Below are 18,773 nucleotides of genomic sequence, written 5' to 3'. Positions count from 1 at the left end.
TTTCATATTATATTTTAATAAAATTAGAGATTATAAAATTATGGTGTATTATCATGGCAGATATTAATGAACTAGCAGAAAAAAAATTGAAATCAAGAATGACAAAAATTAGAAAATGCAACAGGGAAAGTGAAGAAAAAGCAAAATTCTCAGAAAAATTAGGTGTTTCTTTTGATGTAGAATTCCATAATAAGAACCCTGATAAACTTGCAGATGGTATAACTTTCATTACTACTCCTGAAGGTAGGATTTTATTAGCTGAATATTATTATGAAATTCCTGAAACTCAGGAGTATACTTCCATATCTATTGATGAGAAAAAATTAAAATCAATATTGGAATTCTTTGATGATTATAAATTAGAAATTGATGACTCTGATTAGATGATAGTTAATAATTCTTTAGATGAAGTTAAGAAAAGAGAAAATGCTCTTTTCATCATCAAAAATTTTGTTGAAACAAAAGGACGTTCTTGTTTATTTGATTTGACTGGTCTTGCAGGTGGATTTATTGCATCATCTTCTGAGTTAAGTCTTTTGGAAACTTATGTTGGTCCTGCAATATTTGAAGATGCTATTCAAGAGGTTGGAAAGGAGCATATGGGTGGAGAAAAAATCCTTGCTGTAAACAGGACTTCTTCAGGTATACTTGCTACAATATTGTCTCTTGTTAGTAAGGATTCAAATGTGGTGCATTATCTTGCTGAACTTCCGGCACACCCATCTATTCCAAGAAGTTGTGAATTGGTTGGTGCTGATTACTCTGAAACCGATGTTTTTGAAGAGTTTGATATACCCGAAAACACATCACTTGTGGTAGTTACTGGTTCTACTATGGATCATAAAGTAATTGATGAAGATGAATTTAAAAAGGTAATTGAAATGGCACATGCAAAGAGTATTCCTGTTATGGTGGATGATGCTTCTGGTGCAAGACTTAGGACAGTTGTATTTGACCAGGAAAAAGCATGTGATTTAGGTGCTGATATTGCAATTACAAGTACCGATAAATTAATGCCAGGTCCAAGGGGAGGATTAATGGCTGGTCGTGAAGATTTAATTGATGAAATTAAGATTAAAGTTAATCAATTCGGTCTAGAAGCTCAACCACCAGCAGTTCTTGCAATGGTAAACGGTATTAAAAATTTTAAAGAAGAAAATTTAATTAAAAGTTTTACAAAAAAAGATGAATTATACGATTTATTATCAGTAAGGTTTGCTAACTTTAAAAAATCCCCGACTGGAGTTATGATTTCTCCTGAAGGGTTAGGAGATGAAGTCACTGTTTCACATAATTTATCAGATGATGATTTAGCATATGTATTCTCGTTTATTTTATTAAAAGATTATGGAATAATAACAATTCCACCAGTTTCAATGCCTGGTGCATCAGCTACAATAAGATTTGAATTATCATCAAGTGATGCAATTAATTTAGATTTAAAAGATTTAAATAAAAAAATAGAATCTTCATTTGAAAAATTACAAGAAGTAATTACAAATGAAGAAAAATGTAGGGAGATTGTATTTAATTTTTGATTATACATTCTCCAGAAATTACTTTTTCTAAGGTTCCGTCGATTTTTTCAACGATTAGTGCTCCTTCTCTGTTAATACCTATTACGTATCCGTCATAATATTTATTGAATGGTTCTCTTACTTCTACAATTTTTCCAATAGAATAGGAACGTTTTCTCCATTCTTTGAGTATTGCTTCAAATCCTTCGCCATCAAAGATATCTCTGATGCCTTCGAATTCTTCCAAGAAGGTTTTAATTAAATAATTTTCACTTATCTTTTCACCTAGTTCTCTTTCAACTGTTGTACTTCCATCTTTTAGGAGTTCAGGGAAATTATCAATATCGACGTTTGCATCAATACCGACACCGAGAATAATATGTTCGATGGTATTAAATTTTGCAACGGCTTCAGTTAAGATGCCGCAAATTTTTTTACCGTTAATCATTATGTCGTTTGGCCATTTGATTTCCGGATTTTTAATTCCAACTTTTTCAAGAGTTTTTGCAACTGCAACGCCGGTAGCTAGTGTTATTAATGGAAGTTTTGAATGGTCAACATTAGGATTTAGAACTATTGATAACCATACACCACCTAGTGGGGATTCCCATGATTTTCCAGATCTGCCTTTTGCAGCTGTTTGTCTCTCAGAGATTATGACACTACCATCAGGAATGCCGTTTGCTGATAGGAATTTAGCTACAGTATTGGTTGATTGAACTTCTTTGAATACATATAAGTTTTTTCCGATGTATTTGGTATTCAAATCTTTTGAAATTTCATCAGCGTTAATGTATTCTGTTTTTTCTTTTCCAATTTCTTCAACCATATTTGTGAAATCATTGATATTGATTTGTTGTATTTCATCAATGGTTTCATCGGAAAGTTTACCTTCCTTTTTTAATAAGTTTATTATTTCTTCTTTCATTGAAAAACCCCTAGTTTATTTTTGTATATGATTTTTTACCATGTTTTGATATGATCCTACAGCTGCAGATATTGCAGCTATTTTTTTACCAGGCATAAATGTTGATTTTAGTTTGTTAACATACTCAAGGTCTTCTGCGATAACATTTTCCATTTCTGCTTCAATACCTTTTTTATATGTATCAATAAAGTGAGTGTTTAAATCACCGGAAATAAAGTTAGGGTTTCTCAATATTGCCTTATGGAATGGTATTGTTGTTTTAATACCTAAAATAATATATTCGCTTAATGCTCTTTTCATTCTGTTGATTGCATCGTTTCTGTCACGTCCGTAAGTAATTAACTTGGAAATCATTGAATCATAGAATGTTGGAATTGTATAATTCATGTAAACTCCACTGTCTAAACGTACACCCGGACCTCCAGGGGATCTGTAACCTGTGATTTTACCTGGATTTGGTGCAAAATCATTAAGTGGATCTTCAGCATTAATACGACATTCGATAGCGTGTCCTGTTACTTTAATGTCATCTTGACTATAGCTTAATTCATCACCGTTAGCTATTAAAATTTGTTGTTTTATCAAGTCGGTATTAGTAACAAGCTCGGTAATTGGGTGTTCTACTTGAATACGAGTATTCATTTCAAGGAAGTAATATTGTCCATTGTCATATAAGAATTCAACAGTACCTGCACTGGTATATCTTATATATTCAGCAGCTTTAACCGCACTTCCTCCCATTTCTTCTCTTAACTCTTCAGTCATAATTGGGGATGGTGCTTCTTCTAAAAGCTTTTGATGTCTTCTTTGGATAGAACATTCACGATCACCGACGTGGATTACATTTCCGTGTTCGTCTGCTAGAAGCTGGAATTCAATGTGACGTGGTTTTTCAAGGTATTTTTCTATAAATACTGTTGAATCTCCAAAGTTAGTTGATGCAACAGATTGTGTTGATTCGATTGCACGTACAAGTTCGTCTTCTTCGTAAACTGCACGCATACCAATACCCCCACCACCTGCGGAAGCTTTTACAATTACAGGATATCCAATTTGGCGAGCTATATCTTTAGCATCTTCAATATCGCTAACACCTTCAGGTGTACCTTCAATCACTGGAACTCCTGCTTTTTTCATGAGAGCTTTGGAAGTAATTTTATCTCCCATTTTATTAATTACATCTCCAGTTGGTCCGATGAGTTTGATTCCATTTTTCTCACATTCTTCACCGAATTTTGGATTTTCAGCTAAAAATCCGTATCCTGGGTGAATTGCATCAGCACCAGATTCAAGTGCAATGTTTATAATTTTTTCAATATTCAAGTAAGATTTTGCAGGTGAAGGGTTTCCTAATGGGTAGCTTTCATCTGCATAATTTGTATAAAGAGAAGTTTTGTCTGCATCGGAGTATATGGATACACTTTTAATGTCAAGTTCACGACATGCTCGCATAACTCTTATTGCAATTTCTCCTCTATTTGCAACTAATACTTTTTCAAACATTTGAAACCTCAAAGTAATTTTTTTATAATAATTATAATATATAATAAACTTAATATATTAAATCTTTGTAATGGATTTATCAAAATAATTTTTTAGGGATTTAACATGCTTAAAAATTTCATTCCGTTGTGGTTTTTCCTATTTTTAATGTAAAAAGCAATATCTTTATATACTACTTTGTACATATTTTATATTAATATATTCTCTGAGTATAAAAAAGTTGGTAGCATAAAAAGAAGCTACGGATATTATAACTGATATAATATCTTGTAAATGTGTAAAATTAATTAGTAATATATAAATGTAGGGAAATCTTTATATACTTTATTTTATATAGATTATAGTAATGTATAAAGATGAGCTATCTGTATTTATTCCAAACTCATTTCTTTCTGAGTCTAAAGATCTTAAAATTCGTACTTATAAAGTAGGTATTTTAGGTAGAGCTTTAGCTATTTTTCAAGCAGACAATGTTGTCATTTATAATGATGATAATGTTAAGAACGAAGATGGGGAAATGGATGGAGAATTTATTGCTGAAATTTTGAATTATATGAATACTCCTCAATATTTGAGGAAAAAAGCATTTCCTATAAGATCTGAATTAAAGCATGTTGGTATTCTTCCACCGCTTAGAACTCCGCATCATCCTGTTAATAATCAACCAGACGTGGGCGATTATAGGCAAGGTTTCACTGTTAAGAGAAATAAGAAAGGAACTTATGTGGACATAGGTATGGAGAAACTTGCATTCTGTAAAGAGCAACTTTCTGTTAAAAGAATTTTTGACTTTAAGATTACTAAAATTGCTAAGAAAGAAGTAATAGTCACACCTGATAAACCAGATGACATTTACTGGGGATATAATGTTATATCTTCTACTAAGAGTCTTAAAAATAGCTTAAAATTAATTAAACCTAATCTTGTTGTTGAAACTACAAGATATGGAGATTATATTAATTCTATTTTTGATGAATTAAAACCAAAATTGGATGAATCTAAAAGTATTGCTATTTTATTTGGTGGCCCATATTCTTCAATCCAAGATGATGTTTCTAATCCAAATTGGGATTTATTTAAATTAAATACTATTCCAGGACAAGGAACTGAAACTGTTAGAAGCGAAGAGGCTGTTGTCGCTACACTTTCTTTATTCAATTGTATGAGATTTTAATTCTCGTGATTTATTAGTTTTACACTCTAATAAATAACTTGCTCAACTTTTTATACATGGATGTTTTTAGGACTTTCTAAAAATAATCTTAGCACAGAATTATTTATACATTAAGTATATTCTTTATTGTGCTCCAATTGAATTTAACTCAATAGAGTATATTAGAATTTAATATTTATCTAGTTGTGGGCTTGCTTACAGCTATTTATTAACTCGATGGGATTATAATATTATGATCTTGTCAAAGCTTATTAAATGGTCATTAAATGACTATTAGGCTACAAAAATTAAAATAATTTAAAAAATAAGGAAAAATATTAATAAGGAGGTTAAATTAAATGGTAAGACATCACCAGCCAAGAAAAGGGTCTGTTGCTTTTAGTCCAAGGAAAAGAGCAGCTAAAGAAACCCCTAGAGTAAAATCTTGGCCTCAAATTGATGAACCAAAATTACTCGGCCTCGCAGGTTATAAAGTCGGTATGACTCACGTCTTAATGACTGATTCCGATAAAAACTCTCCAACTAATGGTATGGAAGTTTTCACTCCAGTAACCGTATTGGAAGTACCTCCAGTCGTAGTAATGGGAATTAGAGCTTATGAAAAAACTTCTCGTGGATTGAAAGTAATCACCGAGGTTCTTGCAGACAATTTAGATAAAGAACTTTCAAGGAAAATTTCTCTTCCTAAAGAGTATGATAAATCTAAAGCTATTGCAAAAATACAAGGTGCATTAGAAAACACAGAAGAAATTAGGGTATTAGTACACACAAATCCAAAAGTAACTAGCGTACCTAAGAAAAAACCAGATATATTCGAATGTGGTATTGGTGGATCCAATCCTGAAGAAAAATTAAACACTGCATTAGAATTATTAGGTAATGAAGTGAAAGCTAGTGAAATCTTCAATGAAGGAGAATTTGTTGATGCTATCGCAACTACCAAAGGAAAAGGATTCCAAGGTGTAGTTAAAAGATGGGGAATTAGAATTCAATATGGTAAAGCTGTAAGAGCAGGTAAAGGTAGACACGTAGGTTCTATCGGACCTTGGACTCCTAGAAGAACCATGTGGACTGTAGCTCAAGCAGGTCAAATGGGATACCATAAAAGAACTGAATTCAACAAAAGGATTTTAAAAATCGCATCAGCAGATGAAGTTGATCAAATCAATCCTGACGGTGGATTTATAAAATACGGTCTTGTTAAAAACGATTACGTTTTAGTTAAAGGATCTCTCCCAGGACCTTCTAAAAGATTAGTGATTTTAAGACAACCTATTAGACCTAATAATAAAGCTGAGGATATCCCTCAAATTAATTATATTAGTACTAAATCTAAACAAGGGGTATAATCATGAAAGTTAATGTTTATTCTATTAATGGGGAAGTTAAAGAAGAAATTGAACTTCCAGCTATTTTTGATGAAGTATACAGACCAGATTTAATCAAAAGAGCAGTACTTTCCGCACAATCTGCAAGAGTACAACCATGGGGTAACGATCCAATGGCAGGTAAAAGAACTTCTGCTAAAGGATGGGGTTCCGGTAGAGGAACTGCTAGAGTACCTAGGATTAAAAATGGTTCTAAAGCAGCATTTGTACCAATGGCAATTGGTGGTAGAAAAGCACATCCTACTAGAGCTGAGAAAAATCATCATGAAAAAATCAACATAAAAGAAAGAAGACTCGCAATCAGATCTGCTGTTGCAGCAACTACTAATAAAGAAATTGTTGAAAACAGAGGTCACAAAGTTGCAGATTTAGAACAAGTTCCTATTATTGTTGAAGATGAAATCGAAGCTGTAAAAACTACTAAACAAACTCGTGAAATTTTCCAAAACTTAGGTGTTTACGACGATGTTGTACGTGCTAAAGAAGGAAAAAGAATCAGAGCGGGTAGAGGTAAAACTAGAGGAAGAAAATACAAAAAAGTAAAAGGACCTCTCGTAGTTGTTGGTGAAGATAAAGGCATTCATTTAGGAGCAAGAAACCACGCTGGTGTCGATGTGGTTGTTGCTGAAAACTTAAATGCTGAATTATTAGCACCAGGTACCCATGCAGGAAGACTTACTATTTACACTAAATCAGCAGTTGAAAAATTAGGAGGTTTATTCCAATAATTTTGGAAATAGGTGATTATTATGAATGCTTACTCAGTTATTATTAAACCTCATGTTACTGAAAAAACCATGAACTTAATTGATCAAAATAATGAAATTACTTTTGTCGTAAATCGTGAATCTAATAAAGGTCAAATTAAAAGAGCTTTTGAAGAATTATACGAAGAAAAAGTAGCTAGAGTTAATACTCATATTACTACTAGTGGTGTAAAAGTAGCATACATTAAACTTGTTGAAGAAGAAATGGCAGAAGAACTTGCTGTCAGAATAGGTGTATTCTAAGGAGGAATTTGAATGGGAAAACGATTAATACATCAAAGAAGAGGAAGAGGAACTCCTGCTCACCGTGTTGCTTCTCATCGTTTCAAAGATAAAATTAGATACCGATCTTACGATGCATTAGAAAAAGAAGGCAGTATTAAAGGTAAAGTTATTGATATTTTACACGATCCAGCAAGAACCGCTCCTATCGCAGAAGTAAAATTCGAAAATGGTGAAAAGAAATATATCTTAGCACCTGAAAGTATCCAAATCAATGATGAAATTGAATGTGGTATTTCTGCTCCTATTAAATTCGGTAATACCTTACCACTTGCTGAAATTCCTGAAGGTACTCCAATTTATGATATTGAAAACACCCCTGGTGACGGTGGACGTTTTGTAAGATCTTCTGGAACTTATGCTTCAGTAGTTACTCATGATGCAAATCAAGCTGTTGTTGAATTACCATCTGGTGAATTAAAATACTTAGATCCTAACTGCCGTGCAAGTATTGGTGTAGTTGCTGGTGGAGGTAGAAAAGATAAACCATTCCTTAAAGCTGGTAAAAAATGGCATGCTTATAAAGCTAAAGGTAAGAAATTCATGACTGTTAGAGGTGTAGCAATGAACGCTGTTGACCACCCTCACGGAGGAGGTAACAGACAACATCCTGGTCGTCCAACCACTGTTTCAAGACATGCACCACCAGGAAGAAAAGTTGGTTCAATTGCAGCTAAGAGAACAGGTTTAAAAAGATAGATAGAGGGTGTTTCATTGGCAAGAAAAATATTCAAATATAAAGGTTATACTCTTGAAGAACTTCAACAAATGTCTTTAGAAGAAGTAATGGAATTATTCCCTGCAAGACAAAGAAGATCTTTAAAAAGAGGATTCTTACCAAGACAACAAATTGTTTTGGATAAAATGAGAAAATTAAATAAAGAAGAAAGTAAAGATGGCCGTCCTGTTGTTATTAGGACCCATTGTAGAGACATGATTGTTATACCTGAAATGGTCGGAACCACTTTCGGTATTTATGATGGTCAAAATTTCGTTGAAGTCACTATTGAACCAGAAATGATTGGTCATTACTTTGGTGAATACGCACCAACAAGGAAAAGAGTTCAACACGGAGACCCAGGTATGGGTGCTACCAGATCATCCATGTTTGTACCACTTAAATAAGGAGATTAGAACATGGCTAACAAATATGCTTATAATGAAGAAGTTGATGAAGCAAAAACTGCACGTGCTATGGCAAAATCTCTTAAGATTTCTCCAAAACACAGTGTTGAGATTTGCAGCGCAATCAGAGGAATGGAAGTAGCTAAAGCTAAAAGTTACTTGGAAGATGTTATTGAAATGAAAAAAGCAGTTCCTTTCAAAAGACACAACAAAAAAGTTGGTCACAGAAAAGGACTCGAAGGATGGGCTTCCGGTAGATACCCTGTAAAAGCAGCTGAGCAAATTTTAAAAGTTTTAGAAAATGCAGAAGCTAATGCAGAGTACAAAGGTATGGACACTGAAAAATTAGTCATTGAACATATCTCTAGTCACAAAGGTGTTGTAATTCCGGGATATATCCCAAGAGCATTTGGTAGAATGACTCCATTCAATACACCTACTACCCATATTCAAATTGTATTACAGGAGGCTAACTAATGATAGAAAAAGATTTTGTCACAGAGGGCCTTAGAAGAACTAGAATTGATGAATACTTAGAAAAAGAACTTGAAAGAGCAGGATACGGAGGTATGGATGTTCAAATTACCCCTTTAGGAACCATGGTTGTTGTTTACGCAGAAAGACCAGGTATGGTTATTGGTAGAGGAGGTAAAAATGTAAGGGCTATTACCAACACTCTCAAATCCGAATTCGGATTAGATAATCCTCAAATTGAAGTTAAAGAAGTTGAAGTTCCTGAACTTAACCCTAAAATCATGGCTTATAAAATAGCTAACATGTTAGAAAGAGGTATGCACTTCAGAAGAGTTGCTTACTCAACTATCCGTAGAATTATGGGTGCAGGAGCTCAAGGTGTAGAAGTAACTATTTCTGGTAAAATCAGAGGTTCTAGATCTGCTGTAGCTAAATTCGTTGAAGGATACATTAAAAAATGTGGTGAACCTTCCATCAGATTAGTTGAAGAAGGTTTTGCTACTGCTCAATTAAAACCTGGTGTTTTAGGTATTTATGTAAGAATTATGCCTCCTGAAACTGTATTACCTGATTCAGTTGAAATTCTTCCTCCTACAATGATTATCGAAGATAATGATGAAGTTATTGAAGAAGAAATTGATGTTGAAACTGAAGAGATTATTGAAGAAGAAATCATTGAAGAAGTTGAAGATCTCGACGAATTAGAAGAAGTTGTTGAAGAAGAATCTACTGAGGAAGTAGCGGAAGATGATAGTTAAATTTCAATTTAATTATCTTTAAAGAGTTGGAACAATGGCAATTTTAAGAAGTAAAGAAATTTGGGACATGGAAGTTGATGAGATTCAAGATAAATTAGTTGAACTCAGAGCTGAATTATCCAAAAACGTTTCTAAAAGTGCAGCTGCTGGGGTAAATGAAAACCCTGGAAAAATTAGAGAATTAAAAAGAACTATTGCTCGTGTTCTTACAATAATGAACGAAAAACAAAAGGAGAATTAAATGTCAAAAATTTGTGATGTATGTGGGCTTCCTGAAGAACTTTGTGTTTGTGAAGAAATCGCACGTGAAGTTCAATCTTTAAAAGTTTTTACTGTTAGGAGAAGATTTGGGAAACTCATGACTATTATCGAAGGTATAGATGAACACGATATTGATATAAGAGAACTCACAAAAACCCTCAAAGCAAAATGTGCTTGTGGAGGAACTGCTAAAAACGGTCAAATAGAACTCCAAGGAGATCACAAAGTTAAAGTTAAAAAAGTTTTATCTGACATGGGTTTCTCATCTGATACTATTGAAATTCGTGAATCTAAAAAAAATAATAAGAAAAGGAGATAATTCATCTATTCGATATGTTTTTCAATTAAATTATTGTAATTCTGCATAATTTATTGTAAATGTTATATTAAGAGATGATTCTATGATTACTTCAAGGAATTTAGTTCATCATGAATTCATTGGATTAAAAGTTCATGCTATGAATCCTAATAATCCCTCTCTTAATTTAAAAGGAACAGTTATTGATGAGACAAAAAATACCATTAATATTGAAGAAGAGGACAACAGCGAAAAAATGATTCCTAAAAAAGGAACATTTTTCGTGTTCGAACTTCCGAACGGGGAAAAAGTTGAAGTTGATGGTAATATTTTGTCCATTCGTCCTGAAGATAGAATAAAAAAAAGATTTAAAAAAATATAAATGGTGATAATATGGTTGGGCTTAACGTTCAAGAACCAGAAACTACATGTGATGATCCTAACTGCCCTTTCCACGGAACTTTATCTGTAAGAGGTCAAGTTCTTGAAGGAATTGTTGTAAGTAACAAAGCAGAAAGGACTATTACTGTTGAACGTAGTTACTATAAATTCATTAAAAAATATGAAAGATATGAAAAAAGGAAATCTAAAATCAATGTTCACAAACCAGATTGCTTAAATGTGAATGTTGGTGATTCTGTAAAAATTGCAGAATGTAGACCATTAAGTAAAACTAAACATTTTGTTTTAGTTGAAGTTAAAGGAGAGTAAATATTATGAAACCATTAACCTCAAGTGTAACTAAAGCATTACCAATTGGAGCAACCCTTCAATGTGTTGACAATACTGGTGCTCGTGAAATCGAAATTATTTCCGTAAAAGGATTTAAAGGTGTAAGAAGAAGACTCGACGTTGCTGGTGTTGGAGACTTAGTTGTTGCTTCTGTTAAAAAAGGAACTGCTGCCATGAGAAGAGAAGTTGTCAACGCAGTTGTAGTTAGACAAAAAAAGGAATATAGACGTGCTGATGGTCTTCGTGTTAAATTTGAAGATAATGCTGCTGTTATTATTACTCCAGAAGGAATTTTAAAAGGATCTGAAATCAGAGGTCCTGTTGCTAAAGAAGCAGCTGACAGATGGCCTAGTGTAGGTAGTGCGGCTAATATTTTAGTATAGGTGAAAAAATGTCAATTCAACCAAGAAAACAAAGAAAAGCTCGTTATACTGCTCCTGCTCACTCACGTAGTAAATACTTAAGTGCTTCTGTAAGTAAAGATTTAAGGGAAAAAGTAGGTAAAAGATCTTTACCAGTTAAAACAGGAGACAAAGTTAGAGTTGTCCGTGGAGATTTCAAAGGACATGAAGGGGAAGTTCTCACTGTAGATTACGATTCTTACAAAGTTACTATTGATGAAGTTACTTTATCTAAACCTGATGGAACTGCTACTTTCCTTCCAGTTGATCCATCTAACTTAGTAATTATTGAAGCAGATTTAAAAGACGATAGAAGAATTAAAAATAAAGGAGATAATTAATATGGCTAAAATGGGATCTAGAAAACATCTTAAAAGATATAAAGCACCTAAATCTTGGCCTATTCATCCTAAAGAAGATACTTGGACTGTAAAACCTTCCGCAGGTTCTCATTCCATTAGCAAATCTATTCCATTAACTTTAGTTATTAGAGATGTTTTAAAATTAGCTGATAACGCTAGAGAAGCAAAAAGAATTATCAACTCTGGTAATATCTTAATTAATGGAATTGTTGTTAAAGATTATAAATTCCCAGTAGGATTTATGGATGTTATTGACATTCCAAAAACTGAGGAATCTTATAGAGTTCTTTTAGATAGAAAAGGAAGATTACAATTAAAATTAATCGAAGACGCAAGTGCTAAATTATCCAAAATTGTTAATAAAACCACTATCAAAGGTGGAAAAACTCAATTAAATCTTCATGATGGTAAAAATGTCATCATTGAAGAAGATGCTTACTCTGTTGGAGATGTAATTTGTTTAAAAGTACCTGAACAAGAAATTGTTGATGTATATCCATTAGAAGAAGGAGCTACTATCCTTGTTACTGGTGGTAAACACACTGGTGAATTAGGTACTGTATCTGAAATTATTGAAAATAAATCTACTAATCCTAACACTATTATTATTGAAAATAGTGCTAAAGATGAATTCTTAACTTTAAAAGAATATGCATTTGTAGTTGGTAGTGATGCACCAGTAATCGATTTATTGGAGGTTAATAAATGAACCCAATGAATGAAGTACGTATCGAAAAAGCTACTGTTAGTATCGGTGTTGGTGAAGCAGGTGAAAAATTATCTCGTGCTATTACTCTTTTAGAAAGTATGTTCGATCAAACTCCAGTTAAAACTTTTTCCAAAGTTACTAACCCAGAATGGGGAATTAGGAAAAAACAACCTATCGCATGTAAATTAACTTTACGTGGGGAAAAAGCAGAAAAAGCTATTAACATGGTTTTAGAAGGTATTAGTAGGAATATTAAACCTACTCAATTTGATGCACAAGGAAACCTTTCTTTTGGTATTAAAGAACATATTGATATCCCTGGTATGAGATATAATCCAGATATTGGTATTTTCGGTATGAATGTTTCTGTCACCTTTGAAAAACCAGGTTATAGAATATCTAAAAGAAAAATCCAACAAAAGAAAGTTCCTCAAAAACATAGAATTTCTAAAGAAGAAACTATGAAATTTATGGAAGAAAACTTTAAAGTTAATTACGTAACTGAATAAGGTGATATTTTGCCAAGAAAATACGGAAAAGCTGCTAAAAAATGTAGTCGTTGTGGAGACCACTCTGCTATGATTAGTAGATATGGATTAAACTTATGCAGACAATGTTTTAGGGAAATTGCTCCTAAAATTGGATTTAAAAAATATAATTAGAGGTAATTACTATGAGTCTTATGGATCCTCTTGCTGATGCTTTAACTAATATTAGAAATAATGAATTACAAGTAAATGATTCTTGTGTTATTTCTCCTGCTTCCAAATTAATTGGACAAGTTTTAAGCACAATGCAAAAAGAGAATTATATTGGTAATTTTGAATATGTTGATGACAATAGGGCAGGTAAATTCAATGTTGAATTAATCGGTAACATTAACAAATGTGGTGTTATCAAACCTCGTCATGCTGTTAAAAAAGATGAATTTGAAAAATTTGAGAAAAGATATTTGCCAGCAAAAAACTTTGGTATTTTAATCGTCACTACTCCTCAAGGAATTATGACTCACACTGAGGCTAAAGAAAGAGGAATTGGCGGACGTTTGTTGGCTTACATGTATTAGGTGATAAAATGGTAGTAGCTGCAGCTATAAGGGAAGAAATTGAAATCCCTGAAGGCGTTGAAGTTATAATTGATAATAATGAGGTCTCTGTAAAAGGACCTAATGGAGAAGACTCCAGAAAATTTACTTATCCTAATGTAAGTATTAAGGAAGAAGAAGATGTTGTTATTTTAGAAACAGCATTTCCTAAAAAGAAAGATAAAGCAATGATTGGAACTACAAGAGCACACATTAACAATATGATTGTTGGTGTAACTGATGGTTTTACTTACCATATGAAAATTGTATTCGCTCACTTTCCAATGACTGTAAAAGTTCAAAAAGATACTGTTGTAATTGACAACTTCCTCGGGGAAAGACACCCAAGAACTGCTAAAATTGTAGGTTCTGCTAAAGTATCAGTTAAAGGTGATGAGGTAACAATTACTGGTATTAATAAGGAACATGTTGGTCAAACTATGGCTAACTTAGAACAAGCAACTAAAATTAAAGGAAGAGATCCTAGAGTATTCCAAGATGGAATATACTTAATTAGCAAAGAATAAATTTGGTGATTTAAATGGCTAATAAAAGATTTAAAAGACAAGAATATGCTCGTTATAAAAAACTTGGAATCAAATGGAGACGCCCTAGAGGTAAAACCAGTAAAATGAGAAGATATGAAGCTGGTAAACCTGACATGCCAGCAATTGGTTACAGAACCCCTAGAGCTATTAGGGATTTACACCCTTCAGGATTCAAAGATGTTCTTGTTCACAATATGCAAGAATTAGAAGACTTAGATCCAGCTACTGAAGCTGCAAGAATAAGTGCTTCTATCGGGAAAAGGAAAAAAGATGTAATGCTTGCAAAAGCATTAGAACTTGGTATTAAAGTTTTAAATAAATAAATCATAATTATAAACCAGTCAATTCCGGGTTTTTTATGAATTGACATGGTTATTAAATTAAATTAAAATAAGGGAATTTAGATTATATCTAAATTTAACAGCTATGCTGTATGGAGGATTATATATATGAATCTTACAACTCAAAAAAGATTAGCTGCTAGTATACTCAAAGTAGGTCTTAATCGTGTTTGGATTGATCCAGAAAGATTAGAAGAAGTATCTATGGCAATTACTAGGGAAGGAGTAAAGCAGTTAATTAATGATGGTGCTATTAAAGCAAAACCTCAAAAAGGTATTAGTAGCTACAGATCTAAAAAAATTAAAGAACAAAAAGCAAAAGGAAAAAGAAAAGGTAGAGGTAGTATTAAAGGAGCTAAAAAAGCTCGTACTCCTAAAAAACAAGCTTGGATGACTACTATCAGGGCTTTAAGAAAAGATCTTAAAGAAATGCGTGAAGATGAAATAATTGATGTTACTACCTACCGTAAATTATATAAAATGGCTAAGGGTGGCGCATTCAGAAGTAAATCTTACATGAGAAACTATGCCCGTGACCATGATTTAATTAAAGGAGATGAGTAAACATGGCACAAGGAACTAATTATAAAGTAGCTTTCAGAAGAAGAAGAGAAGGTAAAACTGATTATGCAGTAAGGATGAAATTAGTCAATTATGACAAACCTCGTTTAGTTGTTAGAGTTTCTAATGCTCATGCTACTGTTCAAGTTATTAATTATGCTCCTGAAGGAGATTTAACTGTTGCTTCAGCTGTAAGTAAACAATTAGCTAAATATGGTTATTTAGGACATACTGGTAACCTTACTTCATTTTACTTAACTGCTTACCTTTGTGCTAAAAGAGCTTTAGCTAAAGGTATTGAAAACGCAATTTTAGACATTGGTTTAAAATCTCCAATTAAAGGATCAAAAGTCTTTGCAGCTCTCAAAGGTGCTATCGATGCAGGTTTAGAAGTTCCTCACGGTGATTTCATTTTCCCAGAAGATGATCGTATTAACGGAGGACACATTGCTGCATATGCTGAATCTTTAGAGTCTGAAGAAGTTGCTAAAAAATTCTCAAAGTATTTTGAAAGAGGTCTTGATCCTAAAGATTTACCTGCAAACTTTGAAGAAACTATTAAGAATATTGATGAGGCAGAGGAATAACTATGAGTTTTAATATTGATGAATGGGAACCTAAAACTAAATTGGGTAAATTAGTTAAAGATGGAACCATTACTGATATCGATGAAATCTTTGAAAAAGGTCTTCCAATTATGGAATTAGAAATAGTCGATGCCTTAATTCCGGATTTAGAAGAAGAAGTAATGGATGTTAACTTAGTTCAAAGGATGCACAAATCTGGTAGAAAAGTTAATTTCAGAGTAATTGTTGCTGTAGGTAACAAAAATGGTTATGTAGGATTAGGCCAAGGTAAAGCTAAGGAGGTTGGTCCTGCTATTAGAAAAGCTGTAGACAATGCTAAATACAATCTTATTAAAATAAGAAGAGGTTGTGGAGATTGGGGTTGTGTATGTGGAAGAGAACACACAGTACCATTCAAAGTACAAGGTAAAACCAGTAGTGTAAGTGTAAACTTAATCCCTGCACCTGCAGGAGTAGGTTTAGTAATTGGTGATGTTGGTAAAACTATCCTAAAACTTGCTGGTATTCACGATGTATGGTCTCAATCTTTCGGACAAACTCAAACTACTGTAAACTTTGCTAATGCAGTATTTGCTGCTTTAAAAGAGTTAAGTAATGTAAAAGCAAGTCAAGAAGACCTCAAAAAAATGGGCGTTAACTACTAAATGGTGATTATATGTTTTTAGTTATTAGAGTTAGAGGAACCACTGGTGTTATTCAAAATATTGCTAACACCTTAGATATGTTAAGACTTAACAGAATCAGCCATGCAGTACTCGTCGAAGAAAATCCTAGTTTTGAAGGTATGCTTCAAAAAGCTAAGGATTACATCACTTGGGGTGAAATTGATGCAGAAACTTTATCTGCTATCATCGCTAAAAGAGGAAGACTCCCAGGTAATGTAAAAGTTACTGATGAATACGTTGCTGAAAATACTGATTACAAAGACATCGCTGATTTAGCTCAAGCAGTAATTGAGTCTAAAGTTAAATTAGCTGATGTTGGAATTAAACCTGTATTCCGTTTACACCCTCCTAGAAAAGGATATGAAGATATTCGTTTATCTGTAAAAGAAGGTGGATCCTTAGGTTACAGGGGAGAAAATATTAAAGAACTCGCAAAGAAAATGCTTTAAACCGGGTGTATATTTATGATTAGAACAAAACGTAAAATTAACAAACAAAGAGGTTCTAGATCCAACGGTGGAGGCTGTACTAAAAAACGTAGAGGTGCAGGTAATAAAGGTGGAAAAGGAAAAGCAGGTATGGGTAAACAACATTGGACCTGGACTGTAATTCACGATCCTAAACACTTTGGTAAATACGGTTTCAAAAGACCTCAAAAAATGATTAATAAAATTAATGCTGTTAATTTAAATTATTTAGAAGAACAAGCTGATAAATTACTTGCAAATGGCAAAGCATCTCAAGATGGTGACGCTATTGTAATTGATGTAACTGAATTAGGTTACGACAAAGTTTTAGGTAAAGGTAAAATTACCAAAACTTTCAAAATTTCAGCTCCTCAATTTTCAGCATCAGCTGTTGAAAAAATTGAAGAATTAGGAGGAGAAGCTATAGAATTATAGCTTTTTTCTCTTTTATATTATTAGAGGAAAAAAATGTCATCACTAGAATTTTTAGAGCCGGTCTTTAGAATAATTCCTGAAGTTAAATCTCCTGTTCACAGAGAAGATTTTAATGAAAAACTTAAATGGACCGCTCTTGTTTTAGTTTTATATTTTATATTGACTGAAATTCCGTTATATGGATTAGCTCCTGGAGCTATTGATTCTTTTGCTCAGTTAAGAGCAGTTATGGCAGGAAGTTTCGGTTCTATTCTTACTTTAGGTATTGGGCCGATTGTTACTGCATCTATTGTTTTACAATTATTAGTTGGTTCGAATATATTGGATTTGGATTTATCTTCTCATAAGGACAAATCTCATTTTCAAGCTACTCAAAAAATTCTTTCTATTGTTTTTACAATTTTTGAAGCATCTGTTTTAGTATTAACTGGTAACTTATTACCAATTGATGGTTCGTATACTTTAATATTAATTGCTCAACTTGTTGTTGGGGCATTAGTAATTATTTATCTTGATGAAGTTGTTTCAAAATGGGGATTTGGTAGTGGTATTGGTTTGTTCATTGCTGCTGGTGTATGTCAAGCTATTATTGTAGGTACTTTCAGTTTCTTAAGTGGTGCAGATGGACTATTCGCAGGTATTATTCCTAAATTTATCCAACTTGTTGCTGGTGGTACTGTGGACCTATCTATTCTAGTTCCATTATTTGCAACTATCATTGTGTTTATAGTTGTTTTATATGGTGAGGCAATGAAAGTAGAAATTCCTATTTCCCATGGTCAAGTTAAAGGTCACGGTAGGATTAGAGGATCTGTTGGTAAATATCCATTGAAATTTGTTTACTCAAGTAACATGCCTGTAATTTTAACAAGTGCATTACTTGTGAATGTTACTTTATTTGCAAACATTTTCCAAAAAATGGGCATTCCACTATTAGGACATCTTGAAAATGGTAAAGCTGTTGATGGTATTGCTTGGTTGTTATCTACACCTAATTTATCCATGTTTATTACAGAACCAATTCATGTTCTTATATATGCAGTATTCTTCATAGCTTGTTGTATTTTATTCTCATACTTATGGGTAGAAATCAGTGGATTAAATGCTAAAAAGATTTCTGAGCAACTATATAAATCAGGTATTCAAATACCAGGATTTAGAAGTAGTAAACGTCAATTATATAAAATTTTGAAAAAATATATTCCTGCACTCACTATTATTAGTGGTATTTATGTGGGACTCATTGCTTTCCTTGCGGATTTAACTGGTGCTTTAGGTGGAGGTACTGGTGTTTTGCTTACTGTAGGTATTCTTCATAAACTTTATGAGGAAATGGCTCAAGAGCAACTCATGTCTACAAATCCTGTTCTTAGGAAAGTTTTAGGAGGAGATTAATCTTTCTCCTT

30 protein-coding genes are annotated in these 18,773 nt (G+C 32.9%); 28 read left to right on the top strand and 2 right to left on the bottom strand.

Annotation, left to right across the window (positions count from 1 at the left end; genetic code table 11):
* The coding region (locus ACR0P1_RS01775; RefSeq protein ID WP_432644689.1) for a hypothetical protein at window positions 1–383 on the top strand (383 nt) is incomplete at its 5' end.
* Window positions 384–1,538, top strand: a complete 1,155-nt coding sequence (locus ACR0P1_RS01770; protein ID WP_432644688.1) for a TIGR03576 family pyridoxal phosphate-dependent enzyme — start codon at window positions 384–386, stop codon at window positions 1,536–1,538.
* Here the strand turns inward: ACR0P1_RS01770 and ACR0P1_RS01765 are convergent.
* On the bottom strand, window positions 1,528–2,445 hold the full coding sequence (locus ACR0P1_RS01765; protein ID WP_432644687.1) for a biotin--[acetyl-CoA-carboxylase] ligase: 918 nt from the start codon (window positions 2,443–2,445) through the stop codon (window positions 1,528–1,530). The two genes, ACR0P1_RS01770 and ACR0P1_RS01765, sit on opposite strands and share 11 nt — an antisense overlap.
* A 15-nt stretch (window positions 2,446–2,460) precedes the next feature.
* Complete coding sequence (locus ACR0P1_RS01760; RefSeq protein WP_432644686.1) at window positions 2,461–3,948, bottom strand: acetyl-CoA carboxylase biotin carboxylase subunit; 1,488 nt, start codon at window positions 3,946–3,948, stop codon at window positions 2,461–2,463.
* A 346-nt stretch (window positions 3,949–4,294) separates the two neighbouring features.
* Between ACR0P1_RS01760 and ACR0P1_RS01755 the strand changes: the two genes are divergently transcribed.
* The 26 genes from ACR0P1_RS01755 to secY all read left to right on the top strand — a co-directional run bounded on the left by ACR0P1_RS01755 (window position 4,295) and on the right by secY (window position 18,762).
* The gene (locus ACR0P1_RS01755) at window positions 4,295–5,122 is read left to right on the top strand and encodes a putative RNA uridine N3 methyltransferase (protein WP_432644685.1); all 828 of its coding nucleotides are present in this window, start codon (window positions 4,295–4,297) and stop codon (window positions 5,120–5,122) included.
* Window positions 5,123–5,460: 338 nt separating this feature from the next.
* Entirely contained in the window at window positions 5,461–6,471 is a 1,011-nt protein-coding gene (rpl3p, locus tag ACR0P1_RS01750; protein ID WP_432644684.1) for a 50S ribosomal protein L3, read from the top strand.
* 2 nt (window positions 6,472–6,473) lie between these two features.
* Complete coding sequence (rpl4p, locus tag ACR0P1_RS01745) at window positions 6,474–7,238, top strand: 50S ribosomal protein L4 (protein ID WP_432644683.1); 765 nt, start codon at window positions 6,474–6,476, stop codon at window positions 7,236–7,238.
* A 21-nt stretch (window positions 7,239–7,259) separates the two neighbouring features.
* Entirely contained in the window at window positions 7,260–7,520 is a 261-nt protein-coding gene (locus tag ACR0P1_RS01740) for a 50S ribosomal protein L23 (protein ID WP_432644682.1), read from the top strand.
* 12 nt (window positions 7,521–7,532) lie between these two features.
* Entirely contained in the window at window positions 7,533–8,258 is a 726-nt protein-coding gene (locus tag ACR0P1_RS01735) for a 50S ribosomal protein L2 (RefSeq protein ID WP_432644681.1), read from the top strand.
* Window positions 8,259–8,273: 15 nt separating this feature from the next.
* Window positions 8,274–8,684 (top strand): 30S ribosomal protein S19, encoded by a 411-nt coding sequence (gene rpsS, locus ACR0P1_RS01730; protein WP_432644680.1) that lies wholly within the window; start codon window positions 8,274–8,276, stop codon window positions 8,682–8,684.
* A gap of 12 nt (window positions 8,685–8,696) precedes the next feature.
* Window positions 8,697–9,161, top strand: a complete 465-nt coding sequence (locus ACR0P1_RS01725; RefSeq protein WP_432644679.1) for a 50S ribosomal protein L22 — start codon at window positions 8,697–8,699, stop codon at window positions 9,159–9,161.
* Window positions 9,161–9,916: a 30S ribosomal protein S3 gene (locus ACR0P1_RS01720; protein ID WP_432644678.1), complete on the top strand. Its 756-nt coding sequence runs from the start codon at window positions 9,161–9,163 to the stop codon at window positions 9,914–9,916. The genes ACR0P1_RS01725 and ACR0P1_RS01720 overlap by 1 nt, the downstream gene beginning before the upstream one ends.
* 34 nt (window positions 9,917–9,950) lie before the next feature.
* Window positions 9,951–10,157, top strand: coding sequence for a 50S ribosomal protein L29 (gene rpmC / locus ACR0P1_RS01715; RefSeq protein ID WP_432644677.1), 207 nt, complete (start codon window positions 9,951–9,953; stop codon window positions 10,155–10,157).
* A complete protein-coding gene (yciH, locus tag ACR0P1_RS01710; protein ID WP_069574692.1) occupies window positions 10,158–10,496 on the top strand; it encodes a stress response translation initiation inhibitor YciH in 339 nt (112 codons plus the stop codon).
* Window positions 10,497–10,578: 82 nt separating this feature from the next.
* Window positions 10,579–10,857 carry a ribonuclease P protein component 1 gene (gene rnp1, locus ACR0P1_RS01705; protein WP_432644676.1) on the top strand — a complete coding sequence of 93 codons (279 nt, stop codon included), beginning with the start codon at window positions 10,579–10,581 and terminating at the stop codon, window positions 10,855–10,857.
* Window positions 10,858–10,868: 11 nt separating this feature from the next.
* Complete coding sequence (locus ACR0P1_RS01700) at window positions 10,869–11,186, top strand: 30S ribosomal protein S17 (RefSeq protein ID WP_432644675.1); 318 nt, start codon at window positions 10,869–10,871, stop codon at window positions 11,184–11,186.
* 5 nt (window positions 11,187–11,191) lie between these two features.
* On the top strand, window positions 11,192–11,590 hold the full coding sequence (locus tag ACR0P1_RS01695; RefSeq protein ID WP_432644674.1) for a 50S ribosomal protein L14: 399 nt from the start codon (window positions 11,192–11,194) through the stop codon (window positions 11,588–11,590).
* A gap of 8 nt (window positions 11,591–11,598) precedes the next feature.
* Entirely contained in the window at window positions 11,599–11,949 is a 351-nt protein-coding gene (gene rplX / locus ACR0P1_RS01690; RefSeq protein ID WP_432644673.1) for a 50S ribosomal protein L24, read from the top strand.
* Window position 11,950: 1 nt separating this feature from the next.
* Window positions 11,951–12,679, top strand: coding sequence for a 30S ribosomal protein S4e (locus ACR0P1_RS01685; RefSeq protein WP_432644672.1), 729 nt, complete (start codon window positions 11,951–11,953; stop codon window positions 12,677–12,679).
* Window positions 12,676–13,188, top strand: coding sequence for a 50S ribosomal protein L5 (locus ACR0P1_RS01680; protein WP_432644671.1), 513 nt, complete (start codon window positions 12,676–12,678; stop codon window positions 13,186–13,188). Before ACR0P1_RS01685 ends, ACR0P1_RS01680 begins: the two co-directional genes overlap by 4 nt.
* Window positions 13,189–13,197: 9 nt before the next feature.
* Window positions 13,198–13,341, top strand: a complete 144-nt coding sequence (locus ACR0P1_RS01675; RefSeq protein ID WP_069574686.1) for a 30S ribosomal protein S14 — start codon at window positions 13,198–13,200, stop codon at window positions 13,339–13,341.
* Window positions 13,342–13,352: 11 nt separating this feature from the next.
* Window positions 13,353–13,745, top strand: a complete 393-nt coding sequence (locus ACR0P1_RS01670; protein ID WP_432644670.1) for a 30S ribosomal protein S8 — start codon at window positions 13,353–13,355, stop codon at window positions 13,743–13,745.
* An 8-nt stretch (window positions 13,746–13,753) separates the two neighbouring features.
* A complete protein-coding gene (locus ACR0P1_RS01665) occupies window positions 13,754–14,290 on the top strand; it encodes a 50S ribosomal protein L6 (RefSeq protein ID WP_432644669.1) in 537 nt (178 codons plus the stop codon).
* 14 nt (window positions 14,291–14,304) lie between these two features.
* Window positions 14,305–14,634, top strand: a complete 330-nt coding sequence (locus ACR0P1_RS01660) for a 50S ribosomal protein L32e (RefSeq protein WP_432644668.1) — start codon at window positions 14,305–14,307, stop codon at window positions 14,632–14,634.
* A 126-nt stretch (window positions 14,635–14,760) separates the two neighbouring features.
* Window positions 14,761–15,216 carry a 50S ribosomal protein L19e gene (locus tag ACR0P1_RS01655; RefSeq protein ID WP_432644667.1) on the top strand — a complete coding sequence of 152 codons (456 nt, stop codon included), beginning with the start codon at window positions 14,761–14,763 and terminating at the stop codon, window positions 15,214–15,216.
* A 2-nt stretch (window positions 15,217–15,218) separates the two neighbouring features.
* Window positions 15,219–15,800 carry a 50S ribosomal protein L18 gene (locus tag ACR0P1_RS01650; RefSeq protein WP_432644666.1) on the top strand — a complete coding sequence of 194 codons (582 nt, stop codon included), beginning with the start codon at window positions 15,219–15,221 and terminating at the stop codon, window positions 15,798–15,800.
* Window positions 15,801–15,802: 2 nt separating this feature from the next.
* Window positions 15,803–16,444, top strand: a complete 642-nt coding sequence (gene rpsE / locus ACR0P1_RS01645; protein ID WP_432644665.1) for a 30S ribosomal protein S5 — start codon at window positions 15,803–15,805, stop codon at window positions 16,442–16,444.
* Between the two features lie 11 nt (window positions 16,445–16,455).
* Window positions 16,456–16,914, top strand: a complete 459-nt coding sequence (locus ACR0P1_RS01640; protein ID WP_432644664.1) for a 50S ribosomal protein L30 — start codon at window positions 16,456–16,458, stop codon at window positions 16,912–16,914.
* Window positions 16,915–16,929: 15 nt separating this feature from the next.
* Window positions 16,930–17,367 carry an uL15m family ribosomal protein gene (locus tag ACR0P1_RS01635; RefSeq protein ID WP_432644663.1) on the top strand — a complete coding sequence of 146 codons (438 nt, stop codon included), beginning with the start codon at window positions 16,930–16,932 and terminating at the stop codon, window positions 17,365–17,367.
* Window positions 17,368–17,400: 33 nt separating this feature from the next.
* A complete protein-coding gene (secY, locus tag ACR0P1_RS01630) occupies window positions 17,401–18,762 on the top strand; it encodes a preprotein translocase subunit SecY (RefSeq protein WP_432644662.1) in 1,362 nt (453 codons plus the stop codon).
* The last annotated feature ends 11 nt before the right edge of the window (window positions 18,763–18,773 follow it).

This window comes from Methanobrevibacter sp. (assembly GCF_050872065.1).
Lineage (GTDB): Archaea > Methanobacteriota > Methanobacteria > Methanobacteriales > Methanobacteriaceae > Methanocatella.
This window is presented reverse-complemented; position numbering and strand designations above follow the sequence as displayed.

What these genes read in the sequence shown, in the direction of transcription:
- ACR0P1_RS01770 (WP_432644688.1), top strand. Translation starts at nt 384, where the DNA reads ATGATAGTTAATAATTCTTTAGATGAAGTTAAGAAAAGAGAAAATGCT.
- ACR0P1_RS01765 (WP_432644687.1), bottom strand. Translation starts at nt 2,445, where the DNA reads ATGAAAGAAGAAATAATAAACTTATTAAAAAAGGAAGGTAAACTTTCC.
- ACR0P1_RS01760 (WP_432644686.1), bottom strand. Translation starts at nt 3,948, where the DNA reads ATGTTTGAAAAAGTATTAGTTGCAAATAGAGGAGAAATTGCAATAAGA.
- ACR0P1_RS01755 (WP_432644685.1), top strand. Translation starts at nt 4,295, where the DNA reads ATGTATAAAGATGAGCTATCTGTATTTATTCCAAACTCATTTCTTTCT.
- rpl3p (WP_432644684.1), top strand. Translation starts at nt 5,461, where the DNA reads ATGGTAAGACATCACCAGCCAAGAAAAGGGTCTGTTGCTTTTAGTCCA.
- rpl4p (WP_432644683.1), top strand. Translation starts at nt 6,474, where the DNA reads ATGAAAGTTAATGTTTATTCTATTAATGGGGAAGTTAAAGAAGAAATT.
- ACR0P1_RS01740 (WP_432644682.1), top strand. Translation starts at nt 7,260, where the DNA reads ATGAATGCTTACTCAGTTATTATTAAACCTCATGTTACTGAAAAAACC.
- ACR0P1_RS01735 (WP_432644681.1), top strand. Translation starts at nt 7,533, where the DNA reads ATGGGAAAACGATTAATACATCAAAGAAGAGGAAGAGGAACTCCTGCT.
- ACR0P1_RS01725 (WP_432644679.1), top strand. Translation starts at nt 8,697, where the DNA reads ATGGCTAACAAATATGCTTATAATGAAGAAGTTGATGAAGCAAAAACT.
- ACR0P1_RS01720 (WP_432644678.1), top strand. Translation starts at nt 9,161, where the DNA reads ATGATAGAAAAAGATTTTGTCACAGAGGGCCTTAGAAGAACTAGAATT.
- rpmC (WP_432644677.1), top strand. Translation starts at nt 9,951, where the DNA reads ATGGCAATTTTAAGAAGTAAAGAAATTTGGGACATGGAAGTTGATGAG.
- yciH (WP_069574692.1), top strand. Translation starts at nt 10,158, where the DNA reads ATGTCAAAAATTTGTGATGTATGTGGGCTTCCTGAAGAACTTTGTGTT.
- rnp1 (WP_432644676.1), top strand. Translation starts at nt 10,579, where the DNA reads ATGATTACTTCAAGGAATTTAGTTCATCATGAATTCATTGGATTAAAA.
- ACR0P1_RS01700 (WP_432644675.1), top strand. Translation starts at nt 10,869, where the DNA reads ATGGTTGGGCTTAACGTTCAAGAACCAGAAACTACATGTGATGATCCT.
- ACR0P1_RS01695 (WP_432644674.1), top strand. Translation starts at nt 11,192, where the DNA reads ATGAAACCATTAACCTCAAGTGTAACTAAAGCATTACCAATTGGAGCA.
- rplX (WP_432644673.1), top strand. Translation starts at nt 11,599, where the DNA reads ATGTCAATTCAACCAAGAAAACAAAGAAAAGCTCGTTATACTGCTCCT.
- ACR0P1_RS01685 (WP_432644672.1), top strand. Translation starts at nt 11,951, where the DNA reads ATGGCTAAAATGGGATCTAGAAAACATCTTAAAAGATATAAAGCACCT.
- ACR0P1_RS01680 (WP_432644671.1), top strand. Translation starts at nt 12,676, where the DNA reads ATGAACCCAATGAATGAAGTACGTATCGAAAAAGCTACTGTTAGTATC.
- ACR0P1_RS01670 (WP_432644670.1), top strand. Translation starts at nt 13,353, where the DNA reads ATGAGTCTTATGGATCCTCTTGCTGATGCTTTAACTAATATTAGAAAT.
- ACR0P1_RS01665 (WP_432644669.1), top strand. Translation starts at nt 13,754, where the DNA reads ATGGTAGTAGCTGCAGCTATAAGGGAAGAAATTGAAATCCCTGAAGGC.
- ACR0P1_RS01660 (WP_432644668.1), top strand. Translation starts at nt 14,305, where the DNA reads ATGGCTAATAAAAGATTTAAAAGACAAGAATATGCTCGTTATAAAAAA.
- ACR0P1_RS01655 (WP_432644667.1), top strand. Translation starts at nt 14,761, where the DNA reads ATGAATCTTACAACTCAAAAAAGATTAGCTGCTAGTATACTCAAAGTA.
- ACR0P1_RS01650 (WP_432644666.1), top strand. Translation starts at nt 15,219, where the DNA reads ATGGCACAAGGAACTAATTATAAAGTAGCTTTCAGAAGAAGAAGAGAA.
- rpsE (WP_432644665.1), top strand. Translation starts at nt 15,803, where the DNA reads ATGAGTTTTAATATTGATGAATGGGAACCTAAAACTAAATTGGGTAAA.
- ACR0P1_RS01640 (WP_432644664.1), top strand. Translation starts at nt 16,456, where the DNA reads ATGTTTTTAGTTATTAGAGTTAGAGGAACCACTGGTGTTATTCAAAAT.
- ACR0P1_RS01635 (WP_432644663.1), top strand. Translation starts at nt 16,930, where the DNA reads ATGATTAGAACAAAACGTAAAATTAACAAACAAAGAGGTTCTAGATCC.
- secY (WP_432644662.1), top strand. Translation starts at nt 17,401, where the DNA reads ATGTCATCACTAGAATTTTTAGAGCCGGTCTTTAGAATAATTCCTGAA.